Annotated in this window: 16 protein-coding genes and 2 rRNA genes (1 of these 18 only partly in view); 5 read left to right on the plus strand and 13 right to left on the minus strand. The window is 64.4% G+C overall.

The genetic code is table 11. The annotated features are described in order from the left end of the window. Positions 1 to 28: 28 nt before the first annotated feature. Entirely contained in the window at positions 29 to 1,096 is a 1,068-nt protein-coding gene (locus K5554_RS02510; protein WP_221039582.1) for a redox-regulated ATPase YchF, read from the minus strand. Positions 1,097 to 1,337: 241 nt separating this feature from the next. Here K5554_RS02510 and K5554_RS02515 point away from each other — a divergent pair, with 241 nt between their 5' ends. Next, entirely contained in the window at positions 1,338 to 1,604 is a 267-nt protein-coding gene (locus tag K5554_RS02515) for a MoaD/ThiS family protein (RefSeq protein ID WP_221039583.1), read from the plus strand. Position 1,605: 1 nt separating this feature from the next. Here the strand turns inward: K5554_RS02515 and K5554_RS02520 are convergent, their stop codons facing one another. The 7 genes from K5554_RS02520 to K5554_RS02550 form a co-directional block, all read right to left on the minus strand. Next, a complete protein-coding gene (locus K5554_RS02520; protein ID WP_221039584.1) occupies positions 1,606 to 6,483 on the minus strand; it encodes a DUF6079 family protein in 4,878 nt (1,625 codons plus the stop codon). Next, positions 6,480 to 7,484 (minus strand): tetratricopeptide repeat protein, encoded by a 1,005-nt coding sequence (locus K5554_RS02525; protein ID WP_221039585.1) that lies wholly within the window; start codon positions 7,482 to 7,484, stop codon positions 6,480 to 6,482. The genes K5554_RS02520 and K5554_RS02525 overlap by 4 nt, the downstream gene beginning before the upstream one ends. A 130-nt stretch (positions 7,485 to 7,614) precedes the next feature. Beyond that, a complete protein-coding gene (locus tag K5554_RS02530) occupies positions 7,615 to 8,571 on the minus strand; it encodes a SufD family Fe-S cluster assembly protein (protein ID WP_221039586.1) in 957 nt (318 codons plus the stop codon). Continuing rightward, positions 8,549 to 9,292, minus strand: coding sequence for an ABC transporter ATP-binding protein (locus K5554_RS02535; protein WP_221039587.1), 744 nt, complete (start codon positions 9,290 to 9,292; stop codon positions 8,549 to 8,551). The genes K5554_RS02530 and K5554_RS02535 overlap by 23 nt, the downstream gene beginning before the upstream one ends. A 128-nt stretch (positions 9,293 to 9,420) precedes the next feature. Further along, a complete protein-coding gene (locus K5554_RS02540; protein WP_221039588.1) occupies positions 9,421 to 10,203 on the minus strand; it encodes a metallophosphoesterase in 783 nt (260 codons plus the stop codon). A 255-nt stretch (positions 10,204 to 10,458) separates the two neighbouring features. Beyond that, positions 10,459 to 10,734, minus strand: a complete 276-nt coding sequence (locus K5554_RS02545) for a hypothetical protein (protein ID WP_221039589.1) — start codon at positions 10,732 to 10,734, stop codon at positions 10,459 to 10,461. A 12-nt stretch (positions 10,735 to 10,746) separates the two neighbouring features. Next, positions 10,747 to 11,475 carry an MBL fold metallo-hydrolase gene (locus K5554_RS02550; RefSeq protein ID WP_221039590.1) on the minus strand — a complete coding sequence of 243 codons (729 nt, stop codon included), beginning with the start codon at positions 11,473 to 11,475 and terminating at the stop codon, positions 10,747 to 10,749. A gap of 299 nt (positions 11,476 to 11,774) precedes the next feature. Between K5554_RS02550 and K5554_RS02555 the strand changes: the two genes are divergently transcribed. Next, positions 11,775 to 11,915, plus strand: coding sequence for a hypothetical protein (locus K5554_RS02555; protein WP_221039591.1), 141 nt, complete (start codon positions 11,775 to 11,777; stop codon positions 11,913 to 11,915). A gap of 1 nt (position 11,916) precedes the next feature. Here the strand turns inward: K5554_RS02555 and K5554_RS02560 are convergent, their stop codons facing one another. After that, positions 11,917 to 12,285 (minus strand): aldehyde ferredoxin oxidoreductase N-terminal domain-containing protein, encoded by a 369-nt coding sequence (locus K5554_RS02560; RefSeq protein WP_221040495.1) that lies wholly within the window; start codon positions 12,283 to 12,285, stop codon positions 11,917 to 11,919. A 197-nt stretch (positions 12,286 to 12,482) separates the two neighbouring features. Between K5554_RS02560 and K5554_RS02565 the strand changes: the two genes are divergently transcribed. From K5554_RS02565 to K5554_RS02575, 3 genes are read left to right on the plus strand one after another with little or no spacing between them, the layout of a single operon-like run. Beyond that, positions 12,483 to 12,908 (plus strand): MaoC family dehydratase, encoded by a 426-nt coding sequence (locus K5554_RS02565; protein ID WP_221039592.1) that lies wholly within the window; start codon positions 12,483 to 12,485, stop codon positions 12,906 to 12,908. A gap of 44 nt (positions 12,909 to 12,952) precedes the next feature. Further along, positions 12,953 to 13,729, plus strand: a complete 777-nt coding sequence (locus tag K5554_RS02570) for an enoyl-CoA hydratase-related protein (protein WP_221039593.1) — start codon at positions 12,953 to 12,955, stop codon at positions 13,727 to 13,729. A gap of 23 nt (positions 13,730 to 13,752) precedes the next feature. Continuing rightward, complete coding sequence (locus K5554_RS02575; protein WP_221039594.1) at positions 13,753 to 15,312, plus strand: acyl CoA:acetate/3-ketoacid CoA transferase; 1,560 nt, start codon at positions 13,753 to 13,755, stop codon at positions 15,310 to 15,312. Positions 15,313 to 15,332: 20 nt separating this feature from the next. On the opposite strand, the gene K5554_RS02580 is transcribed toward K5554_RS02575, so the two are convergent. From K5554_RS02580 to K5554_RS02595, 4 genes are all read right to left on the minus strand, one after another. Continuing rightward, complete coding sequence (locus K5554_RS02580) at positions 15,333 to 16,742, minus strand: sigma-54-dependent Fis family transcriptional regulator (RefSeq protein WP_221039595.1); 1,410 nt, start codon at positions 16,740 to 16,742, stop codon at positions 15,333 to 15,335. A 155-nt stretch (positions 16,743 to 16,897) separates the two neighbouring features. Next, positions 16,898 to 18,214, minus strand: coding sequence for a branched-chain amino acid transport system II carrier protein (brnQ, locus tag K5554_RS02585; RefSeq protein ID WP_221039596.1), 1,317 nt, complete (start codon positions 18,212 to 18,214; stop codon positions 16,898 to 16,900). 328 nt (positions 18,215 to 18,542) lie between these two features. Then, positions 18,543 to 18,656 (minus strand): 5S ribosomal RNA (gene rrf / locus K5554_RS02590). Between the two features lie 260 nt (positions 18,657 to 18,916). Continuing rightward, positions 18,917 to 20,201, minus strand: a 23S ribosomal RNA gene (locus tag K5554_RS02595); it runs 1,681 nt beyond the window's last position.

Raw genomic sequence — 20,201 nt, forward strand, 5'->3', positions numbered from 1 at the left:
CCGGATATGGGGAGCACCAGGCACGCCATCAAACGTTAAAGCGGAAGTTCATAATATCCCCGTCCGCGACCACGTAGTCCTTACCTTCCAGGCGCAGCAGGCCCTTTTCCTTCAGGCGCGCAAAGCTCTTCTCCCGCTCCATGTCTTCATAGGACACCACCTCGGCACGGATGAAGCCGCGCTCCAGGTCGGAGTGGATCTTCCCCGCGGCCTGCTTGGCCGTGGTACCGCGGCGGATGGTCCAGGCCTTCACTTCATCGCTGCCTACGGTGAAGTAAGAGATCAGGTCCAGGTGGGCATAGGCCGCGCGCGCCAGGCGCGCCACCCCCGGCTCGCTCACCCCTAGGTCGGCCAAAAAGGCGGCGCGCTCGGCAGCCGGCAGTTCCTCGATCTCCTCCTCCAGCTCGGCGCAGACGACGAGGAGCGGCAGGTTACGCTCGGCGGCATACGCGGCAAGCTCCGCCTGGCCCGGCGCCTGCCCGCTCCTTAAGCCTTCTTCATCGGTATTAAGCACAATAAGAAAGGGCTTATCGGTAAACAGGCCGTAGTTTCTAAGCGGCAGACGTTCCTCCGGCGCAAGCCCCAGGCTCACCACGGGCTGTTCCGCTTCCAGCGCCTCTTGGGCGCGGCGCAGCACCTCTTCCTCGCCCGGGAGGACACCGCCCGCCTTTTTCCCTTTGGCCAGGCGCTCCAGGCGCTTTTCCACCACGGCCAGGTCGGTGAGGATGAGTTCGGCCATGAGCTTGCTGAGGTCTCGGAGCGCCGCCGGTTCTTCGCCGATGCCGACCGCCGGGTTGGTGAAACCCCGCAGCACCACCACCAGCGCATCGGCGTCGCGCAGCGGGTCCGCCAGCGCAGCTGCACCCCCATCCCGGGTGAGTCCCGGAATGTCCAGCACCTCTATCTGGGCGTAGGTGGTTTTCCGGGGCTGAAAGAGCCGGCTTAAGAAGTCAACCCGGGCATCCGGCACCCGCGCGACCCCCACGTGACTCTCCCGTGCGCGGGCAAAGGCCGAAGTAGCCGCTCCGGCACCGGTAAGCAGGTTGAAGAAAGCGGTCTTGCCGGAAAGCGGCAGCCCTAAGAGACCGATTTTCATGCTGTTCCTCCTACTGCTTCACTTTTCCCTTAAATTATACCACAGCGAGCTGCGCCTGCCGACCCTGCGAAAGAGGAAGCCGCCCCGCCGCGTCGAATACCGCTGTAAGACGCCGGGCGCCACGAAGTGCGCCCCCGCCTCGCCTGCACGCCTTTCCCCGTAGGGGCCGGTTTAGCGGACGCCGGTCCCGCACCCGCCGCATGCCGGCGCTGTTTACTCTTACGCTGAGGAGGTTTTGAACATGCAGGTCATCGCCTACCCCCCTTTTGACGCCCTCCTGGGCGCGCGGGAGATCACCCTCCCGCTTCAGGACATTACCCTCTGGGAACTCCTTCAGGCCCTGGCCCGGGAGCACCCGGATTTCGCGCGGGAACTGCCGCGCGAAGCCGGCGATGAAGCCCTGCGCAGCCGGCTTCTCCCGCTCGGCGCCGGGCATGTTTATTCCGTGCGCGATGTGCTCCCCGCCGGCGGCACCGTCAAGCTCTTTCCCCCGGTCGCGGGCGGCTAGGTTAAGAGCGGCGTTCCAGAAAATACCAGGGCACCAGCGTGTCCGCCGGCAGGCCCTGGCCGTGCAGGTAAGCGCTGGCGTGTTCCTTCTCCTGGTGACCCTGCAGGTAGCCGTGATCGCCGAAGATGACGAGGCCCGCTCGCTCCGGCAGCGCTGCGAGGAAGGGGTAGAGCTCGCGCTCAGCCGCCACACCGATTTCGGCCAGGAAGGTAAGATAGGGCGACGGCGAAGAGTGAACCTTTTCATCGATGAAGTTGAAGCGCAGGAGCTCGGGCGCCGGCCACGCCCGGGTGCTCCTTAAATACGGCAGGTCCGGAAGCGCCACCTCGGTCGCGAGCGTTATCCGCCCGCTGAAGCCGGCGGCGCGCAGGAAGCCGAGCTGCACCTCCGTAACCGGCGGCGGATAGGCCCAGAGCACGCCCTGGGCGCCCAGGCGCCAGCCGCCCCGGGCCTGGAGCTCCGCCGTAAGGAGCTCGCCTAGATCCAGGCGCAGGCCGTCGAGAAAGACCAGGTAAAGCCCGGCCGGGTGTGCCGCCGGCTGAAACTCCGGCCGCGCCAGGAGCCCATCCAGGGTGAGCGGCCGGCCGGCCCTTCCCTGGACAGGCGCCTCCGGCCGCCAGTGGGCCGCCGTAAAGGCTTGGAAGGACTGCGCGTACAGGCGCCCGACCTGGGCAGCGCGCTCAGCGTAGGCGGCGAACGGAAAGGCCGCATCAAGACCTGCCGCCTTAAGATAGGCTTCGGCTTGGGCGAGATAAAGCTCCAGCCGCACCAGTTCCGGCGCCTGCTCCTCCCACCCGGCGAAATCCGCCGGCGGCGGCCCGCCCGCGAGGGCCGCGAGCGCCCGTATGAGCTTGGCCACAGCGCGGCAACCCGCCCGCGCCGCTTCCGCCCCGGTGCGGGGCGCCACCGCCGCGGTAAGGCCCGGGTCAGCGCCCAAAACCTCAAGCGCCGCCTCCAGCTCCTCGGGTGCAGCAGCCGTGAGCCGGTTGAGGCAGAGGCGCGCCTGGGCCACCACCGCTGCCGCCGCCTTCTCCGCTCGAAGGCCTTTAAGGAGCGCAGACAGGTCCTCGTGGCCGCCGGGCAAGACCGCGGGCTCCTCTTCCGCTGCCAGCGGCAGCGCCGCTTTTTCCCGGCCGCCCTCCAGGCGGACGTAGCAACCCTCAGCCAGGTCGCCGGGGCCGCGCAGCCATTCCTGGAAAATCGCCTCCAGACGTTCCGGCGTAAAGCTCCGGCCCACCAGGTTCTCGTACAGCTCGTCCAGGTTGCGCCGCACCACCAGGGCCCGCCGCGCCAGCGCCTGCTTCAGGAGGGCCAGGGCATTCCGGTTCAGGAGTTCACCGAGGCGCGCCGGCAGGTCGGCGTCTTCGGCCGCCAGCGCCAAAAGCTCCTTGAGGGGCGCCGCCTCTTTCCCCCGGCCCACCTCCACCAGCGCTGCAGCCAGGCCCTCGATCTCCGCCTTCACCGGCGGTGCCTGGAGAGCTTGGACGTACTCGCGCACGCCCTGCTCGATAGTTTGAGCCAGTTCGCTCACCGGCGGCAGGCTCACCTCTTGTCCCAAGATAAAACCGCAGCGGCAAACAGGAAAGGCCACCAGGTCTCCGCCGCCGCGCGGGCAGGACAGGTTGAGAATCCGGGCAAGTTCCCGGTCCACCTTGATCTTGTCATTGGCGGCGGCGCCGGCCTCGAGCGTCGCCAAGGCGCTGAGCGCCCGGTACGCCTGGCTCTCCCGGAGGGCGGCATAGGGTTCAAACCGGGCCGGCCCCACCTCCCGGTTGTGCGCGGCGACATACGCGCGCCGGTACTCTTCTTGAAAGCTGTTAAAACCGGTGTCGAGCCGCTCGCGGTACTCGGGTTCCAGAATCACCGCCTCGTCGGCGAGCATGGTGAGGAGGGCGGCGCGCCGCCAGGCCAAATCAGCGTCCGGCAACGCGGTCAGGGCAGGGTCGGTAAGGTAGCGGTGAATGAAGATAAAGCGCTCGGCGTATTTGTCCAGAAAGGCCGCCAGCTCGTTAAGGCGCTCCAGGTAACGCTCCAGGTAGGGTTCGCTCCGGCAGGCGGCGAGAAAGCGTTCCAACCCTTCCCGGCTCCCGTAGGAGGTCTTGATCTCGCCGGCCAGGGCCTCTAGGCGGCTGAGCTCGCCTTCGCTGCGGTCAAAGGAAAACGCCGCCAGGGCCGGGGCGTCCCGAAGTTCCGCCAGGCGGGCCCGCACGGCCTGAATCTTGCCCAGGAGCTCCCCCTTCCACTGGCCGAGAAACCCCCAGGCCTCTTGCTGGAGGGCCGCCGTGAAGCTGCTGCGCTTCAGGCGCGCCGGCAGAAAAGCCAGGCTGAGGAGCTCTTTTTGCTGCTCCGGGGCCAGCACCCGGCCGCGCCCCAGGGCCTCGATTTTGCTGAAGGTGTAAGGCGTGAGCTGGCTCGTCGCCAGGCGCCGCCCCTCCCGCCAGGCCTCCAGGTTACCGCTGGCGATGAGGGCCAGGATGAGGAGTTGGAAGGATTCGCGCGCCAGCCCAAACGGGCCGTGCCGCAAGAGGGTGTACACCTCTTCCAGGGGCCGCGGCCCCTCGGCCACCGCCGCGAGCACCGTGCGTACCAGCTCGCTGCGGCCCGGGTCGATGGCAAGGTAGAAGGCGTGGCCCTGCTTTTTCACCAGGCCCATGGGCAGGAGGGTGCCCTCGATGGCCGCGCTCAGGCGCCCGGCCCGGCCTTCGCCCTTGTATTCCCCAGGCAGGAGGAATTCTTCCCAGAGCGCCTGCACCAGCCCGGGCGGCAGGGCGGCCAGGACCGGCGCCACCTCCGGGTGGCGGGGGTAGCGGCGGCCCAGCACGGAAGCGGCAAGTTTTTCCAGCAGGGTGGGAAACGGCAGGTAGCCGAGCTCTTCCGGGGCGAGGGGTTCTGCCTCCGGCAGGGCATACACGCGGCCCTTGAAGTACGCCTGCCGATAGATCTCGGCCACCTTGAGCCGGTAATCCGGGAGCACGCCTTCCAGGTAGGGCAAGGCCCGCTGGGCGTTCGCCGTCTCGCCCTCCCGGCACTCGGCCGCCAGGAGGTCGTAGGCCAGGGCCTCCCGCAGGGTCTCTGCGCCCGCCGGCTCCGCCGGCAGCCAGAAAAGAAAACCCGGGACGCCGGTTTCCGCCACCGCCGGAAGGAGCACCTCCGTCAGGTGCTTTGCCTGCCGCGCGACGGCAAAGGCCTCGCCGATGACGAGGACGAAATCCAGCTCGCTCTTCGTGAGCTCGGCCGCCAGCTCTTGGATCCACCCGGCGCTCAGTTCGTCCAGCGCCGTCAGGACCACCCGCCCGCTGCGGGCGGTGTGTTGCCAGTTCACCGTGCGGGTGGTTGTAAGTTCCTCGAGCCAGCCTTTGAGCGGCAGGAAGGATTCATCCACCCAGGTGCCGAGGCGGGTGAAGACGCGGCGATCCTCCGAAAGGAGGCCGTCGCGGATGTAAGCCAGGCGCCGGCGGACAAAGAGCGAGATGTCGGCCTCGAGGTCGATGCGGTACTCTGGATTCGCCGCCTCCGGCCCTTCGGAACGGGCGAGGTAGGGCCCTTCGCGGTACATGCGGTCGAGGAGGCCCGTTACATACTCCTGGTTCACGGCCGGGTCGAGGTCCGTGAGGGTGTAGAGGGTAAGTTCCAGCAGCCGGCGCGGTGTAAGGTGCGCCGGGAGCGGTGACAGGGCCGCGAGGGCGAGAATCTTGACCAGCCGTACGGCCAGTTCCCGTTCCTCCGGATCGGCGAAGGGGCTGTCCACCTCCCAGGCCCGCACCACCACCTCGCTGTAGGGGTTGGTCTCCGGCAGCTCGCGGATGCGGGTGCGGAAGTGATCGAAGATGAGGTCCGGGGTAAGCAACCGGTCCGCCCGGCCGGCCAGCAGCCCCGGGATCTTGCGCGCGGGGTCGCCGGCCAGCTGGTAGTGGATGAAGTCCACCACGCCGCGGTGCTGCGAGAAGAGCTGCTTTAAGTCCTCCAGGAAGCGCACGGTCAGGGGGTGAACGGGGTAGAGGGCGGCCAGCTCCTCCCGGCTGAAGGGGAGTTCACCCAGCGCGCCCTTAAGGCGCTGATAAAGGGAGGCAATGTAGGGCGCGGCGCCCGGCTGCTGCCGGATGAGGCGGCGGCTGATGAGCTCCTTGACGTGCCGGCCGGTGAGGCGCAGGCGTACCGGATAACGGTCTTTGATCTTGGCGAAGGCTTCCGGCGCGACGGCGCCAGTCTCCTCCAGGCGCTCCTGGAGGCTGGCCACTATCCAGGCCGGCAGGTCCGCGGCCGCCTCGCCCAGGTACTGAAGAAAGCGGATGTCCTCGTTGAAGCTACGCCCGTCGGGTTTGGCGCGCAGGAACTCGGAAAGCTCATCGATGAGAAGTACCAGGCCCGCCAGGTTCTGCTCCCGCATTACCTCCTTGAGCTCTGCGAACACCTCTTTTCGGCTCCCGGCGCCGCCTTCCGCAGGAAGCCCGGTGACCGGGGTTTGTTCTCCCGGCGCCCGTAAGGCCGCAGCGATGGCCGTAAGGACGATGTCTTCCAGGTACTCGCGGCTCCCGTGCTCCACCAGCGACACCGGCACCGTGAGGAAACGGCGGCCGGCGAGCGGCGCGACGATTTCCCCCAGCCGGCCGGGAACGCTGGCCCGGGACTGCAGCAGCAGCGCCAGGAGGCTTAAAAGATGCGACTTCCCGGTGCCGAAGGAACCCTGCAGGAAGTAGCCGCGCCCGCGCCCCTGCGCCAGGTCGCGCGCGATGGTGCTGAGGGCGAACTCGGCGTCTTCGGTGAGAACAAAGCTCGCCACGAGTTCGCGCGCCTGCTCGGCATCCCGGGCATCGCGCAGCTGGATGACGGTTTTCACTGGCGGCACGGCGATAAGTTCGCCCAGGGTGGGAGTGCTCACTTTTTGTTCTCACCTCCTGCGGCCTTTTCCAGACGCCGGACGGCGCCCCAGATGGCCCGGCAGTGGGGGTAGCGCTCCACCAGCTCGGTAAAAAACGCCGCCCCTTCGGCAGCACGCCCGGCGGCCGCAAAGGCCTTGACCAGGGTGCTGCGCACCACCTGGTCCTCCGGCCGGCGCTCGGCGGCCGCCTTCAGGAGCGGCAGCGCCTCATCGTACCGGGCCAGGCGATGGAGGATAAAACCAAGCTGCTCGGCGTAAAAGTTGTTTTCCGGGGCCAGGGCATGGGCAGCTTCGTACTCGGCGGCCGCTTCCGCAAACCGCTGGTGGCGCTTTAGCTCCTGGGCGCGCCAGGCGTGCACCTCCGCCGCAGCGCGGCCGTGTACCGCCTTGAGCAGCCTTCCGGTCTCCGCCAGCGCATCGGCCCCGGCCAGGCGGGCCTTGAGCTCCAGGTAGCGGCGGCGGTTGAAGGCGTTCTGCGGGTCAAGCCGCACAGCTTCCTGATAGGCCGCTGCCGCGTCTTCCAGGTTGCCGGCCATTTCCTCGGCCCGCCCGAGCAGGGCGTAAAGCGTCGCGTTCCCTTTGTCTTTTTCCAGCTCGGCGCGGCAGAGCTCCCGCGCCGCCTCCGGGCGGCCCAGCTTAAGGAGCAGGTTCACCCGGCGCCGCAGAAGGTACGGGGTGGGCCGCATCTGCCAGGCGAGGGCGAAGAGCCGCTCCGCCTCCTCCAGCTCCCCCGTGAGCTCTTTCGCTTCGGCCTGCGCCATAAGCGCCGGGCCATAGGCGGGGTGAGCCGTAAGCACTTCGTCCAGGAGCGCGGCCGCCTCGGCCAGGCGGTGGGTCTTGAGGTACAGCCGGGCCAGGGTCACCGTAAGGTAAGGGTTTTCTGGGTAGAGGGCCAGCTTCTCCGCGAGCAGCGTGCAGGCCTCGGCCGCGCGCCCGGCCCGGGCCAGGTCCTGGGCCTGGCGCACGGCTTCACCCACGGCAGCAAAGGCATCTTCAGCCATGGCGCGGTTCTCCTTTGACAGCTTCTGGGCCAGTATTCTTCCTCCGCGCGGGTAATTCCTGCCGCCGGCGGGCGCAAAAAAGCGCCGCCCGCAGCGATGCGGGCAGCGCCGGTGTTGCGCCGACCAGCTTCTAGTTGCGGTGGGCCGCCAAGAGCGCCTGGTTTACGCCGAGGAAACCGGCCAGGATGGTCTCGACGGCTTCTTCCTCGCTGAGGCCCAGCGTCATGAGCTTCAAGAGCTGCTCGCCGGCGATGCGCCCGATAGCCGCCTCGTGGGTGAGCTCCGCCTCCGGCGAGGCGGCGTGGAGCTCCGGCAGGGAGGAAATCTCGGCCTGGTCCATGATGAGCGAGTCGCAGGCCACGTGCCCGCGCGCCCGGGCCCGGCCGGTGAGGCGGGCGCGGAACACCTGGCGGGAGCTCCCCTGGGCCACGGAGCGGGCCAGCACCTCGGCGCTGCCGCCGCAGCCGGTAAGCTCTACCGCGATCGAGGAATCGGCATGTTGGCGGCCGTCCGTGAGCACGCTCTCGCGGATGACCAGGTGGGCGCGGGGGCCTACGGCGGCCTCCGTCTCCCGCACGGTGCCATCCACCCCGCGGATCTGCACCAGCTCCAGCTCCGCCTGTGCCCCGGCCTCCAGGGTAACGACGGTCTTGGGGTTGAGGATGCGTTCCCCCGTTCCCGGGCCCTCGCCGTAGTGGCGTTCCACGTAGCGCATGCGCGCGCCGCGGTGCAGGATAAACTCGTGGATGCCGTCGTGCCGGCTCTTTTCCTGGCCCGGGTTGTGGATCCCGCAGCCGGCCACCACGAGCACGTCGGCGTCCGCGCCGATGTCGAAGGTGTTGTACACCACGTCCGTGAGTCCGGAAGCGGTTAAAAGGACGGGGATGTGGACGGACTTTCCTTTGGTGCCGGGGGCAACGAAGATGTTGATCCCCGGCCTATCCTTCTTGCTCTCGATTTGGATCTCGGCCGTGGACGTCCGGCCTACAAGCTCGCCGTTGCGCCGGATGTTGTAGGCTCCGCTCGGCACACCGTGCAGCTCGGCGATGGTGGCCAGAAGCTCCTTATCGGTAGCAGTCAGCCGCACCGGCCTCACCTCCACACTCCGCCTGCCAGCGGCAGGCCAGGTCCTTAGCCAGGTGCGGCCAGACCGCGTCAGGCGCCCCCTGCTCCACCAGCCGCCCTTTTTCCAAAAGGAGTATCACGTCGGCCTGTCGCAGGAACTTCTCGCTGTGCGTGATCACCAGGGAGCTTGCTCCCGCGCTGCGCCGGGCACTGTCCGCCACCAGGTTCAGGAGGCGTTCTTGGGCCCAGAGGTCCACCCCGGCCTCCGGCTCGTCGAAGACGGCCAGCCGCGGCCGCCGGGCCAGAGTGAGGGCGATCTCCAGGCGCTTGGCCTCCCCGCCGGAGAGGCCGCCGCCCGCCTCACGCCCGAGGTAGTCGGCGGCGCACAGCCCCACCTGGGCCAGATAGCCCGCGGCCTCTTTACCCGCACCCGCTATGGTAAGAAGGTCTTTCAGCGTCAGGCCCTTGAACCGCACCGGCTGCTGAAAGGCGTAAGCGATGCCGGCCCGCGCCCGGTCCGTGATACCGGCGTCCGTAATGTCCCGCCCCTCCCAGAGGACACGCCCGGCGGTAGGCCGCACCAATCCCATGATGATCCGGGCCAGGGTGGTCTTGCCGCTGCCGTTGGGGCCCGTGAGGGCATACACCTGCCCCGGTTCGAGTTCCAGGTTAATGTCGTACAGGATGTCTTTGCGCTGTCCGTTTTCGCCCACGCTCAGGCTGATGTTCTCCAGCGTCAGCAAGGGCCTGCCCCTCCCTCGTTTTCCTAGTAAACCTACCATTTCACTTGTGATTATAACCAAAAAGGTGCCCCTGTGCAAGGGTTAGGGGACAGCCTGGAATGTTCCTTCGAAAGGAGCCCTGCGCCCTGCTAGCCGCGCCCGGTGCGCACGGCAGCGGCGAAAACGGCCGGCAGGCCCGCCGCCTCGATGGCGCGGGCCGCAGCCTCGACGTCGTACGGGACCTTCTTAAACTCCACCGCCACCGTCTCGCCGATGGTCAAAAGGGCATACACGGCCGCGGGATCGCCCTGCTTGGGCTTGCCTACGCTACCGGCGTTTACTATCTGGTGGCGCTCAAAGATGCGGCTGTAAGGCTGGTGGGTATGGCCGCAAAGAAGCAGGTCCGCCTGAAAAGCCGTGGCTCTGCGCGTGCCGCTCGCCCAGTTCCCCGCGTGCATCTGGTACTCCACCGCCCGGTCCGGTGCGAAGAGGGCGGCCCAGACCTCCTCCGGCGTAGTGGCGAAGAGGTACTCGTTGTTGCGGCGCGGGCTGCCGTGCACCGCCAGCGTCTTTACCCCCGCCAGGTCCAACCAGAGCTCGCGGGGAAGCCCGCGCAAAAAGGCCTTGTTCTCCTCCGTCACCCGCTCCTGGGTCCAGGCGAGCGACTTCTCCCCGGCGAGGAGCGCCTGCTCATCCGGGAAATCGCAGCCGCAGGCGGGAAGGTCAAACCCCACCCCCTCGTCGTAGTTCCCCATGATGGTCGGGATGCCCCGCTCCCGGATGGTGATGATCACTTCGTTGGGAAAGGCACCGTAGCCCACCAGGTCCCCCAGGCAGAGGATCTGGTCCACCGTTTGCCCCGCCACATCCGCCAGGACCGCCTCCAAGGCGTGGCTGTTGCCGTGGATGTCCGCCAGTACCGCAACCCGCATGGTTTCCCTCCCCCTTACCTCGTATTCGGCGCGTCTTCCTCGCCGTACCGCCCCTCGGTCCGGCTGCCGGCTGCCGGGGCCGCCTGGCGACTTCGCCCTTCCTTTCAGCCGACCGGTGGTACGTACTTTAATTCTAGCCGGCGGCGTAAGGACGGGCAAGCTGCCGCACCAAAACTTAACCTCCGCTTCGTGCGCAGGGTGCGCGGTACTCCGTTGCGGGCGCCGCGCCTCCTGGGCGGCCTTGTCCCCTCATCCCTACCTCAGTACGTCCGGCAGGGGGAGGTGCCGCCGGGCGGCCTCCTTAAGCACGCTGATCTTGCAGGCCAGCACCGCCCAAAGGCCGTACCTTTCGCCGAAGAGGCGCAGCAGCCGGTCTAAAACCTGGCGACCGGGGCCGCTGTACGCGAGGATCTGGCCGTGGGCGTCGGCCTTCACCCCCGCCTCCGGCAGGAGCGCCAGGGTTTTTTCCGGGCCCAGCACGCCGAATTCCCGGCGCACCACCATGGCGATGAGGTCCTTGTATTCGTCCACCTGGGCCACCTCCTAATCCAGCATGTAGTCGCCGCAATCCAGGTTGCGCAAAATCTCGATGTAGCGGCGCGGGTTGTCCCGGATGATAGAGCCGTGCTGCGGCGCGATGAGCTTTATCTCCAGCCCGTCCAGCTTCTTCATGGCCCGGGCCAGGATCTCGCGCGCCGGCATGTAGTTCTCATGGAAGGCCTTCATGGCCTCGTCGTAGTACTCGCCGGCGTAGAGCGACCAGTCGAAGGAGAAGGCGCCGAAGAGGTCGCCGGAAAAAAGAACCTTGCTCATCGGGTCGTAGGTCATGAACATGCCGGGGAAGTGCAGGTAGGGCGCAAAGATGAATTTAAGCTCGCGGCCGCTCTTCAGCGTGAGGCGCCAGCCGTTCTGGTCCACGTGGTAAAAGGGCGAACGGAGCCCATAGTGCTGGATGAGGATGGCGGCCCGGGAATGGGTGGCGATTTTAAGATCCGGCCCGATGATCTCCTCGAAACGGGGGATGGCGGCGCAGAGATCCGGGTCTTGGTGGGAGACGATGATGGTCTTGATGCACCGGGGGTCCACCACGCTCACCACCTTGCGCAGGACGATGGGAAAGTGCGGGATGGAGCCCGGTTCAATGAAGACCGCCTCGTCGCCGTCTAAAATGAGGTACGGGTTACAGCGCAGGCCGGCGGCCTCATCGTCGAAGCCCACCCAGAAGACGCCGGGGGCAATCTCCACCGCTCGGTCCAAGTCGTCTGCTGTCATAGCAACTCCTCCTCATCGCTACTAATAACTACTTCCAGTTTAGTAATAAACGGCAGGGTTGTCAATACTCCCCTCGTTATCTTTTTCACAAAAATTTTGCTCTTACTGCCCACCGACGTCGCGAATCCAGCCTGTCCCGGCGAATATTAAGGGTGTTTTACAGCGCGGGCCTGTCGCTCCCTGTCGAAAGCCCAGGATTAATGCAATTGTAATCCGGGTTCCCTTGACTCTTTTCTGGTTTTGTATGATAATATGAACAATGCAGGGGTATCCTAAAGTTTCGGAAGGAGGTCGATAAAATGAAGCGGAGACTAGAAGCCCTGGTCAAGGAGCGCGACCAGCTCCTCGACGAGTGGGCCAATGATAAAGATAGCCGCCTCAAGCTCCTCGTCCGGATTATGGACCTGGAGGACGAAATTGCTGCCGAAAAGAGCGCCTAGCTCAAAGGGGGCCCGTCAGGGCCCCCTTCCTTTTTGCCCCAGAGCACCGGCACTGCCGGAGCCCGATGGCCAGCGTCTTGGTGCGCTCGTCGCCCAACTCCTGGCGCATGATCTTTTGCGTCTCGTAAGTATCCTTGCCCCAGAGGTGACTGGCGTCCTTTATCTCCACCCGGTCGTCGCGGATCAGGATATACACCGGTTTTTTCGTCCTGCCTTGAACGATCAGGGAATCATAGCCGGCGAACTTCAGCTCCGGTCCCCCGGTGGCTGCCGAAGGAGCCGCGCGCGGTATTATGTTGTCCGTGCGGCGGGGAAGAGTCCTGCGGCCCTTACTTTCCCCGTGTACCTCCCCAGGGATCTTTTTCTTTATGTCTCACAGCGGGACAATGTCCGGCCTTAGGACAAAAAGGACTCTGTCTTACTCCGGTTGCCGCCACCCCTTACGCCGCCGAGCGGAAGAGACGCGGGTCTTGGAGCTCCGCCTGCCGGGGCGGGCCTACCTGGCACGCTCCGTGCTAAGAGATAGGGCGAGGCCCGGCCTCAAATACGTTTAGGGGGCGTTCTCACATGGTCAACCGTCGTTACGAAGACATCAAGGTCGGTGAAAAGGCGAGCTTCACCAAAACGGTAACCGAAGCCGACGTAGTGGCGTTCGCCGGCATCACCGGCGACTTCAACCCGGTCCACATCAACGCCGAGTACGCCAAAAAGAGCTTCTTCAAGGAGCGCATCGCCCACGGCATCCTCACGGCCGGCTTCATCTCAGCCGCCTTGGGCACCCAGCTTCCCGGCCCCAACTCCATTTACCTCAAGCAGGACCTTTCCTTCACGGCGCCGGTGAAGCTCGGCGACACGGTTACGGCCACGGTGGAGGTCACCGCCAAGCGCGACGATAAGAAGCTGATCACCCTGAGCACCGTCGCCACCAACCAGCGGGGTGAAGTGGTGGTCAAGGGTGAAGCGCTGATAAAGAAGATGGATCCGGAGGATTAGAGCAGGGTTCGCCCGCCCCTATCGAGCTAAGGAGGTATGTTTTTATGGCTTACGTGCAGATGGAAAAAAGTGCAGGCTGTGCCCTCCTCACCATCGACCGGCCCCAGGTGCTCAATGCCCTCAGCCCGGCCGTCCTGACGGAACTGGCGGCGGCGGTGGAGGAGACGAAGCAGGCGACTGATGTCAAGGCCGTCGTCATCACCGGCGCCGGCAATAAGGCCTTTGTGGCCGGGGCGGACATCGCCGCCATGAAAGAGATGTCCCCGGCTGAAGCCCGCGCCTTCGCCCAGTTGGGACACCGGGTGATGGACGCCGTCGCCGCGCTGCCCTACCCTGTCATCGCCGCTGTGAACGGTTACGCCTTGGGAGGCGGCTGCGAGCTGGCCCTGGCCTGCGACCTGCGCCTGGCCGCCAGCACCGCGCGCTTTGGGCAGCCGGAGGTGAAGCTCGGGATTATCCCCGGTTTCGGCGGCACCCAGCGCCTGGCCCGCTTAGTTGGCAGCGGCTGGGCCGCCCAGCTCATTTACAGCGGTGAGATGATCGATGCCGAGACGGCGCTTAAAATCGGGCTGGTCAACGCCGTGGTCCCGCCCGAGCAATTGCTCACGGCAGCCCGGACACTGGCCGAGAAAATCGCTGCCAACGGTCCCATCGCCGTACGGCTGGCGAAGGAGGCTTTGCGGGCCGGGCTGGAGATGCCCCTGGCCCAGGGTTGCCGGCACGAAGTGGCCCTCTTTACCACCTGCTTTACCACTGAAGACCAAGACATCGGCATGGGCGCCTTTCTGCAAAAAGAAAAACCCCTCTTCCGCGGGGTGTGACGGTGACTGGAGGAGGCAGCAACATGGCTCTCAAGCTTCTTACGGCGGCAGAGGCCGTTGGGTTGATCAAGAGCGGCGATACGGTCGCCATCGAGGGTTTCTGCGGCAGCATGTTCCCCGAAGAATTGGCCTTGGCTCTGGAGGAGCGCTTCAACAAGACCGGCGAGCCGCACGGCCTGACCCTGGTGCATGCGGCCGGACAGGGCGACGGCCGGAGTCGCGGGCTCAACCACTTCGGCCATGAAGGCCTGGTGGACACCCTCATCGCCGGGCACTTCAATCTCTCTCCTCAATTGGCCCAACTCGTCACCGCCGGCAAGGTCAAAGGTTATAACCTGCCGCAGGGTGTGCTGGCGCAGCTTTTCCGCGAAATCGCCGGCCACCGCCCCGGCGTCATCACCCACGTGGGCCTCAAGACCTTTGTGGACCCGCGGCTGGAAGGCGGCAAGCTCAATCCAGAGACCAAGAAGGACCTGGTGGAACTTATCACCTTAGGCGGCGAGGAAAAGCTGTTCTACCACGCCTTTCCCATCCAGGTGGCGCTCCTTAAGGCCACCTACGCCGACGAAGATGGCAACTTAAGCTGCGAAAAAGAAGCGATGACCCTAGAAATTACTTCCCTCGCCCAGGCGGCGCACGCTTCCGGCGGACTGGTCATCGCCCAGGTCGAGCGCGTGGTGGAGGCCGGCAGCCTCGATCCACGCTTGGTGAAGGTACCGGGCGTGCTGGTGGATGCGGTCGTGGTGGCGCAGCCTGAAAACCACCACCAGACCTGGGACGAAGCCTATAATCCCGCCTACAGCGGCGAAGTGCGGGTGCCGCTGGCCGCCCTGGAGCCGGCGGCCTTAAACGACCGCAAGGTCATCGCCCGGCGCGCCGCGTTCGAACTGGCACCGGACACCGTGGTGAACCTGGGCATCGGCATCCCGGAAGTGATCGCCGCCGTAGCCGCGGAAGAGGGCGTCAGCCACTACATGACCCTCACCGTCGAGGCCGGACCCATCGGCGGCATTCCCGCCGGCGGCCTCAGCTTTGGGGCCGCCACCAACCCGGCCTGTATCTGGGACCAGCCCTACCAGTTCGACTTCTACGACGGCGGCGGGGTGGACACGGCGTTTTTGGGCCTGGCCCAGATGGATGCGGCCGGCAACGTCAACGTCAGCCGCTTTGGACCACGCTTGGCCGGGTGCGGCGGGTTTATCAATATCAGCCAGAACGCCAAAAAGGTGGTCTTCTGCGGCACACTGCGGGCCGGCGGGCTCAAGACCTGTGTCGAAGGCGGCAAGCTCGTAATCCAAAGCGAAGGCAAGGTCGCTAAGCTGGTGCCGCGCGTCGATCAGGTAACCTTCAGCGCCGAGTACGCCCGGCAGCACGGCCAAAAGGTGCTTTACATCACCGAACGCGCTGTGTTTGAACTTACCTCAGAGGGCGTAGTGCTGACGGAAGTGGCGCCCGGCGTCGACCTGGAAGAGCAGGTGCTCAAGCAGATGGACTTCCGTCCGCAGGTCGCACGAGAGCTGCGGACCATGGATGAGCGCATCTTTAGGGACGCTCCCATGGGGCTTAGGGAAACCGGCCGCTGAAGACGGCCGGGGCCCGCACCTTAGATGGTACGGGCCTTTTTTCCGCTTTGATAACCCTGCAGGCGGCGATAGAGGCGGGAACGCGGTATACCCAGAACCTGCGCTGCTCGGCGTTTATTGTAATTGGTCTCCCGCAGCACCCGCCGAATGGTTTCCTCTTCTACGCGGGCCAGGATGGCGTTCAAGTCGGAAGCATCGTTGGGTGCGCCGCAGAGGGCCCGGCCTTCCTCCCGGATATCGGGCGGAATATCCCGTTCCTCTAGTACCTCCCGGTCACTCTTAATGGCCATCCGCTCCAACGTGTAGCGCAGCTCACGAACGTTACCGGGCCAGCGGTAGCGGCCCAGCGCCCGAAGGCAATCCTGGTCTGCTTCACGGTAGATGCCCGTCTGGTGATACAACTGGGAGAGAAAATGCTTAGCAAGCAGTGGAATGTCCTCCGGATGCTGCCGCAGGGGCGGAATGTACAGGTTATAGACGTTAAGCCGGTAGTAAAGATCCGCCCGGAAACGTCCGGCCGCGACCAATTCCGGTAAGCTGCGATTGGTGGCGGCAATGACGCGCACGTCCACCGGAACCGGCTTCTCACTGCCGATGGCGTCCACTTCTGCGTTTTCGATGACGCGAAGGAGCTTGGCCTGCATGGTGAACGGCATGTCCCCGATTTCATCAAGAAAAATCGTACCACCGTCCGCCAACTGAAACTTGCCCGGGCGCCCGCCGCGGACGGCCCCCGTGAAAGCGCCCTCTTCGTAGCCGAAGAGCTCGGCTTCCAGGAGGTTTTCCGGTATGGCCGCGCAGTTGACGGTAACAAAAGGCTCTTCCCGGCCCCGTGCCGCCTCGCCTGCCCGGTGCAGGGCATGCGCCCAGAGCTCTTTTCCCACCCCCGTCTCCCCCGTGATGAGCACGGTAAGGCGCACGCGCCCCAACTTCTCCACTTCACGTTTGAGTTCAGCAACGGCCGGGCTCGTTCCAATAATGTCCGCCAGTCCGTACTTGGGCCTCAGGCAGTCCTTGAGAGCCCTCCGGCAGGCCGCCAGTTTGCTGGTCAAGAGGCGGTTTTCCTTTAACAGCCGGGAAAGCTCTTTGATGTCCTTAAAAAGGACCATTCCCAGACAGCCGACCACCTTGCCCTCTTCCCACACGGGGATACGGTTGACCAGGCCGGTGGATTCCGCGTACTGGTGCGGCGAAGCGATCTCCGGCTGCCCGGTGCTCAAAACCAGCGGCAGGCGCGACCCCTTGATCACTCGCTCCACCGGCTGCCCCACCGCCGTCGCCGTGTCCACCCCGAGAAACTCAGCGTAGGCTTTATTGAGCTCCACTACCCGGCCCTGCGCGTCCACAAGGACAATTGGGATGGGCAGCTGATCCGCCACCTCCCCCCAAAGCACCAGGGGTAAAACCTCGTCCTTCGGACCACGTGCCATGCCCTGCCTCTCCCCCTTCTTGCGCCGGCTTTCTTCCCGTTACAAGCATAACAATGTACAGGAGGTTTTGCAACCACTGCGCGGAGGCGGCAGGCGACACCAGCGGAGGGGGGTGGGCACTCGGGCCTTCCCTCTGGAGCCCAACAGCCTCTGTATTAACGCAGTCTGGATTCCGCCGTGTCTGACGCCAATTCTTTGCGTTGCAACCAACCGTAGGCTTGTCCGACCAAGAAAGCTGCCACCGTAGGCAGAACCCAAGCAAAACCCGAGGCCGCAAATGGTAAGAAGCCCAGAAGGGTTTGAAGAAGGGGCGACCGTGTAAGGCTGCCCAGCGTCTCCAAAGTGCTCACCACCAACGCAGTATAGGTAGCCGACCGCCAACTGGCAACCTCACCGGCCCAGTCACCCATCAGCGTAAGGGCAATGAGGGTGATTACCACCGGATAAAGAACGGTCAGGACGGGTACCGCCAGGGCCACGATTTCTTTGACCCCGGAGGAAGCAATTAGGGCGCTTACGAGGCTCATCGCGATGACCAGACTCCTGTAAGAGACGCGCTCCCTAAAGATATACTTTGAAAAGAAACTCGCCCCCGCCGACATCAGGCCGATAGCCGTCGTCAAACAGGCTAGAGCTACCGCCAACGCCAAGACTACCCCGCCCACTGCACCGAGCTCCCGTCGGGCGATGGCCAGGAACAGGGCCGTGCGCGGTACATCGGCACGAAAAAACGTGGACGCCTGGCTTCCCAGATAGATGAGCCCGCCGTACACGAAGGCGAGGCCGGTAGCCGCCACAAGGCCTGCACCCAGCACCAGACGTTTTACTTCTCCTCCGGTATAACCCCTGTCCCTGGCGGCTGAGAGTATAATCCCAGCAAAGATCACCGCAGCCATGGCGTCCATGGTCTGATAACCTTCCCGCAGCGCATAAGCGAAGGGCTGGGCGAAACCGGTGTCCACCACCGGCCCAATGGGCACCAGAAGCCCGCGCATAATGATCACGGCCAGCACGAAGAGCAGGCCTGGCGTCAGTATACGGCCGACATTGTCCACGATGTTGCTGGGCTTCAGTACGAAGAGGGCAGTCACCAAGAAAAAGAACCCTGCCGACAGCAAAGGCGGCACCGAAGGAAGGAGCGGCTGCACCGCCAGTTCGTACGTGGTGGCGGCTGTGCGCGGGATAGCCAGCGCCGGGCCGATGGCCAAGATGAGTGCGGATGTGGCCGCTAGCGAAAACCCTTTCCCCACCCGCGCACTCATGTGAATGAAGGTCCCACCGATCTGCCCGCAGGCCATGACCCCGAGCAGCGGCAGGCCAATGCCGGAAATGAGGAACCCGATCAGCGCCGGCACGCTGCGGCTCCCGGTCAAGAGTCCCAGATAAGGAGGAAAGATAAGATTGCCGGCGCCGAAGAACATCGCAAAGAGGGCAAACCCCACTACCAGGTGATCTTGCTGCAGCTTTCGCACTTCTTTTGCCTCCCGTAGTGACTTGAATGTATATAATGTAAGCACTGTTATCTCCATGCAAGAATAATGCCGCCGTTATTTGCAGTGCTTATTGCTGCAGAATCGCCCGTACTGTCTTGCAACCACTTGCAATGATGTAGCGGCTTGTTTGCAGTATACTGCAGAAGCCCGCCAACTTTCTCGCAGTATACCGCTGCGGTAATAATCCCTTTCGGCTTCTTGGCTTTTCTGCTCCGGGACCTCTCCTGCCCGGCCCCTTTCACGAAAACAGGTGCAAGACACAGCAAGGCCGCACCTCGGCATACGAAGTGCGGCCTTGGCAAATATTTTCCGGCAACGGCCTACTCTCCCAGGGCGAGGCCCAAGTACCATCGGCGCTGGAGGGCTTAACTTCCGTGTTCGGGATGGGAACGGGTGTGGCCCCTCCGCTCAAGTCACCGGAAATATTAGTCGCCCATGTCCCTGCCCCTTACCCAGCTTCCTACCATGTCGGCACATTGCTTCTAAGGTAAGGCGACAGGTCGCTTCATCCCTGAAACAGATACCTTAATCGCTTCCTACCCCGTCCTGCGTGTTGCGCTCCCTGCAGACACGCTCTTCGGCGCGACCTGTCCCGCAGGGCAACCCAGGGTCACATGTTTTACGCAAGGTACCATTGCCTTGAAGGCTGCCTGCGCCTTCAAAACAAAAGAGCGAGCGAATTAGGTCAAGCCCTCGACCTATTAGTACCAGTCAGCTGAGGAGGTTACCCTCCTTACACACCTGGCCTATCTACCTCGTCATCTGCAAGGGGTCTTACTGGCCTGTGCCATGGGAAACCTCATCTTGGGGTGGGCTTCACACTTAGATGCTTTCAGCGTTTATCCCGTCCGGACTTGGCCACCCAGCGTTGCCGTTGGCACGACAACTGGTACACCAGCGGTCCGTCCATCCCGGTCCTCTCGTACTAGGGACGGCTCCCCGCAAGTTTCCTGCGCCCGCGATGGATAGGGACCGAACTGTCTCACGACGTTCTGAACCCAGCTCACGTACCGCTTTAATGGGCGAACAGCCCAACCCTTGGGACCTACTTCAGCCCCAGGATGCGATGAGCCGACATCGAGGTGCCAAACCTCCCCGTCGATGTGAACTCTTGGGGGAGATAAGCCTGTTATCCCCGGGGTAGCTTTTATCCGTTGAGCGATGGCCCTTCCACTCGGAACCACCGGATCACTAAGCCCGACTTTCGTCCCTGCTCGACGTGTCTGTCTCGCAGTTAAGCTCCCTTCTGCCTTTACACTCTTCGGCGCGATTCCCAACCGCGCTGAGGGAACCTTTGGGCGCCTCCGTTACCCTTTGGGAGGCGACCGCCCCAGTCAAACTGCCCGCCTGACACGGTCCCTCAGCCGGTTCACGGCTTGAGGTTAGAACTTCAGTGTCGCCAGGGTGGTATCCCAAGGTCGGCTCCACCGGGCCTGGCGGCTCGGCTTCTCTGCCTCCCACCTATCCTGTACAGGCCACACCAAAATCCAATGTCAGGTTACAGTAAAGCTCCACGGGGTCTTTCTGTCCAGTCGCGGGTAACCTGCATCTTCACAGGTATTGCAATTTCACCGAGTCCCTCGTTGAGACAGCGCCCAAGTCGTTACGCCTTTCGTGCGGGTCGGAACTTACCCGACAAGGAATTTCGCTACCTTAGGACCGTTATAGTTACGGCCGCCGTTTACTGGGGCTTCGGTTCAAGGCTCTCACCCTTCCCCTTAACCTTCCAGCACCGGGCAGGCGTCAGCCCCTATACGTGGTGTTTCCACTTGGCAGGGACCTGTGTTTTTGGTAAACAGTCGCTTGGGCCTTTTCACTGCGGCCCGCCCGGGCTTCGGGCGTTCGCCCTACTCCCAGGCCGGCGCCCCTTCTCCCGAAGTTACGGGGCCATTTTGCCGAGTTCCTTAACGAGGGTTCTCTCGCGCGCCTCGGGATTCTCTCCCCGCCTACCTGTGTCGGTTTGCGG

It is taken from the genome of Gelria sp. Kuro-4 (assembly GCF_019668485.1).
Taxonomy (GTDB): domain Bacteria; phylum Bacillota; class DTU030; order DUMP01; family DUMP01; genus DUMP01.

Coding starts and splice junctions, on each gene's coding strand:
- K5554_RS02525 (WP_221039585.1), bottom strand. CDS start 7,484: ATGGCTGAAGATGCCTTTGCTGCCGTGGGTGAAGCCGTGCGCCAGGCC.
- K5554_RS02550 (WP_221039590.1), bottom strand. CDS start 11,475: ATGACAGCAGACGACTTGGACCGAGCGGTGGAGATTGCCCCCGGCGTC.
- K5554_RS02515 (WP_221039583.1), top strand. CDS start 1,338: ATGCAGGTCATCGCCTACCCCCCTTTTGACGCCCTCCTGGGCGCGCGG.
- K5554_RS02540 (WP_221039588.1), bottom strand. CDS start 10,203: ATGCGGGTTGCGGTACTGGCGGACATCCACGGCAACAGCCACGCCTTG.
- K5554_RS02510 (WP_221039582.1), bottom strand. CDS start 1,096: ATGAAAATCGGTCTCTTAGGGCTGCCGCTTTCCGGCAAGACCGCTTTC.
- K5554_RS02570 (WP_221039593.1), top strand. CDS start 12,953: ATGGCTTACGTGCAGATGGAAAAAAGTGCAGGCTGTGCCCTCCTCACC.
- K5554_RS02575 (WP_221039594.1), top strand. CDS start 13,753: ATGGCTCTCAAGCTTCTTACGGCGGCAGAGGCCGTTGGGTTGATCAAG.
- K5554_RS02555 (WP_221039591.1), top strand. CDS start 11,775: ATGAAGCGGAGACTAGAAGCCCTGGTCAAGGAGCGCGACCAGCTCCTC.
- K5554_RS02580 (WP_221039595.1), bottom strand. CDS start 16,742: ATGGCACGTGGTCCGAAGGACGAGGTTTTACCCCTGGTGCTTTGGGGG.
- K5554_RS02565 (WP_221039592.1), top strand. CDS start 12,483: ATGGTCAACCGTCGTTACGAAGACATCAAGGTCGGTGAAAAGGCGAGC.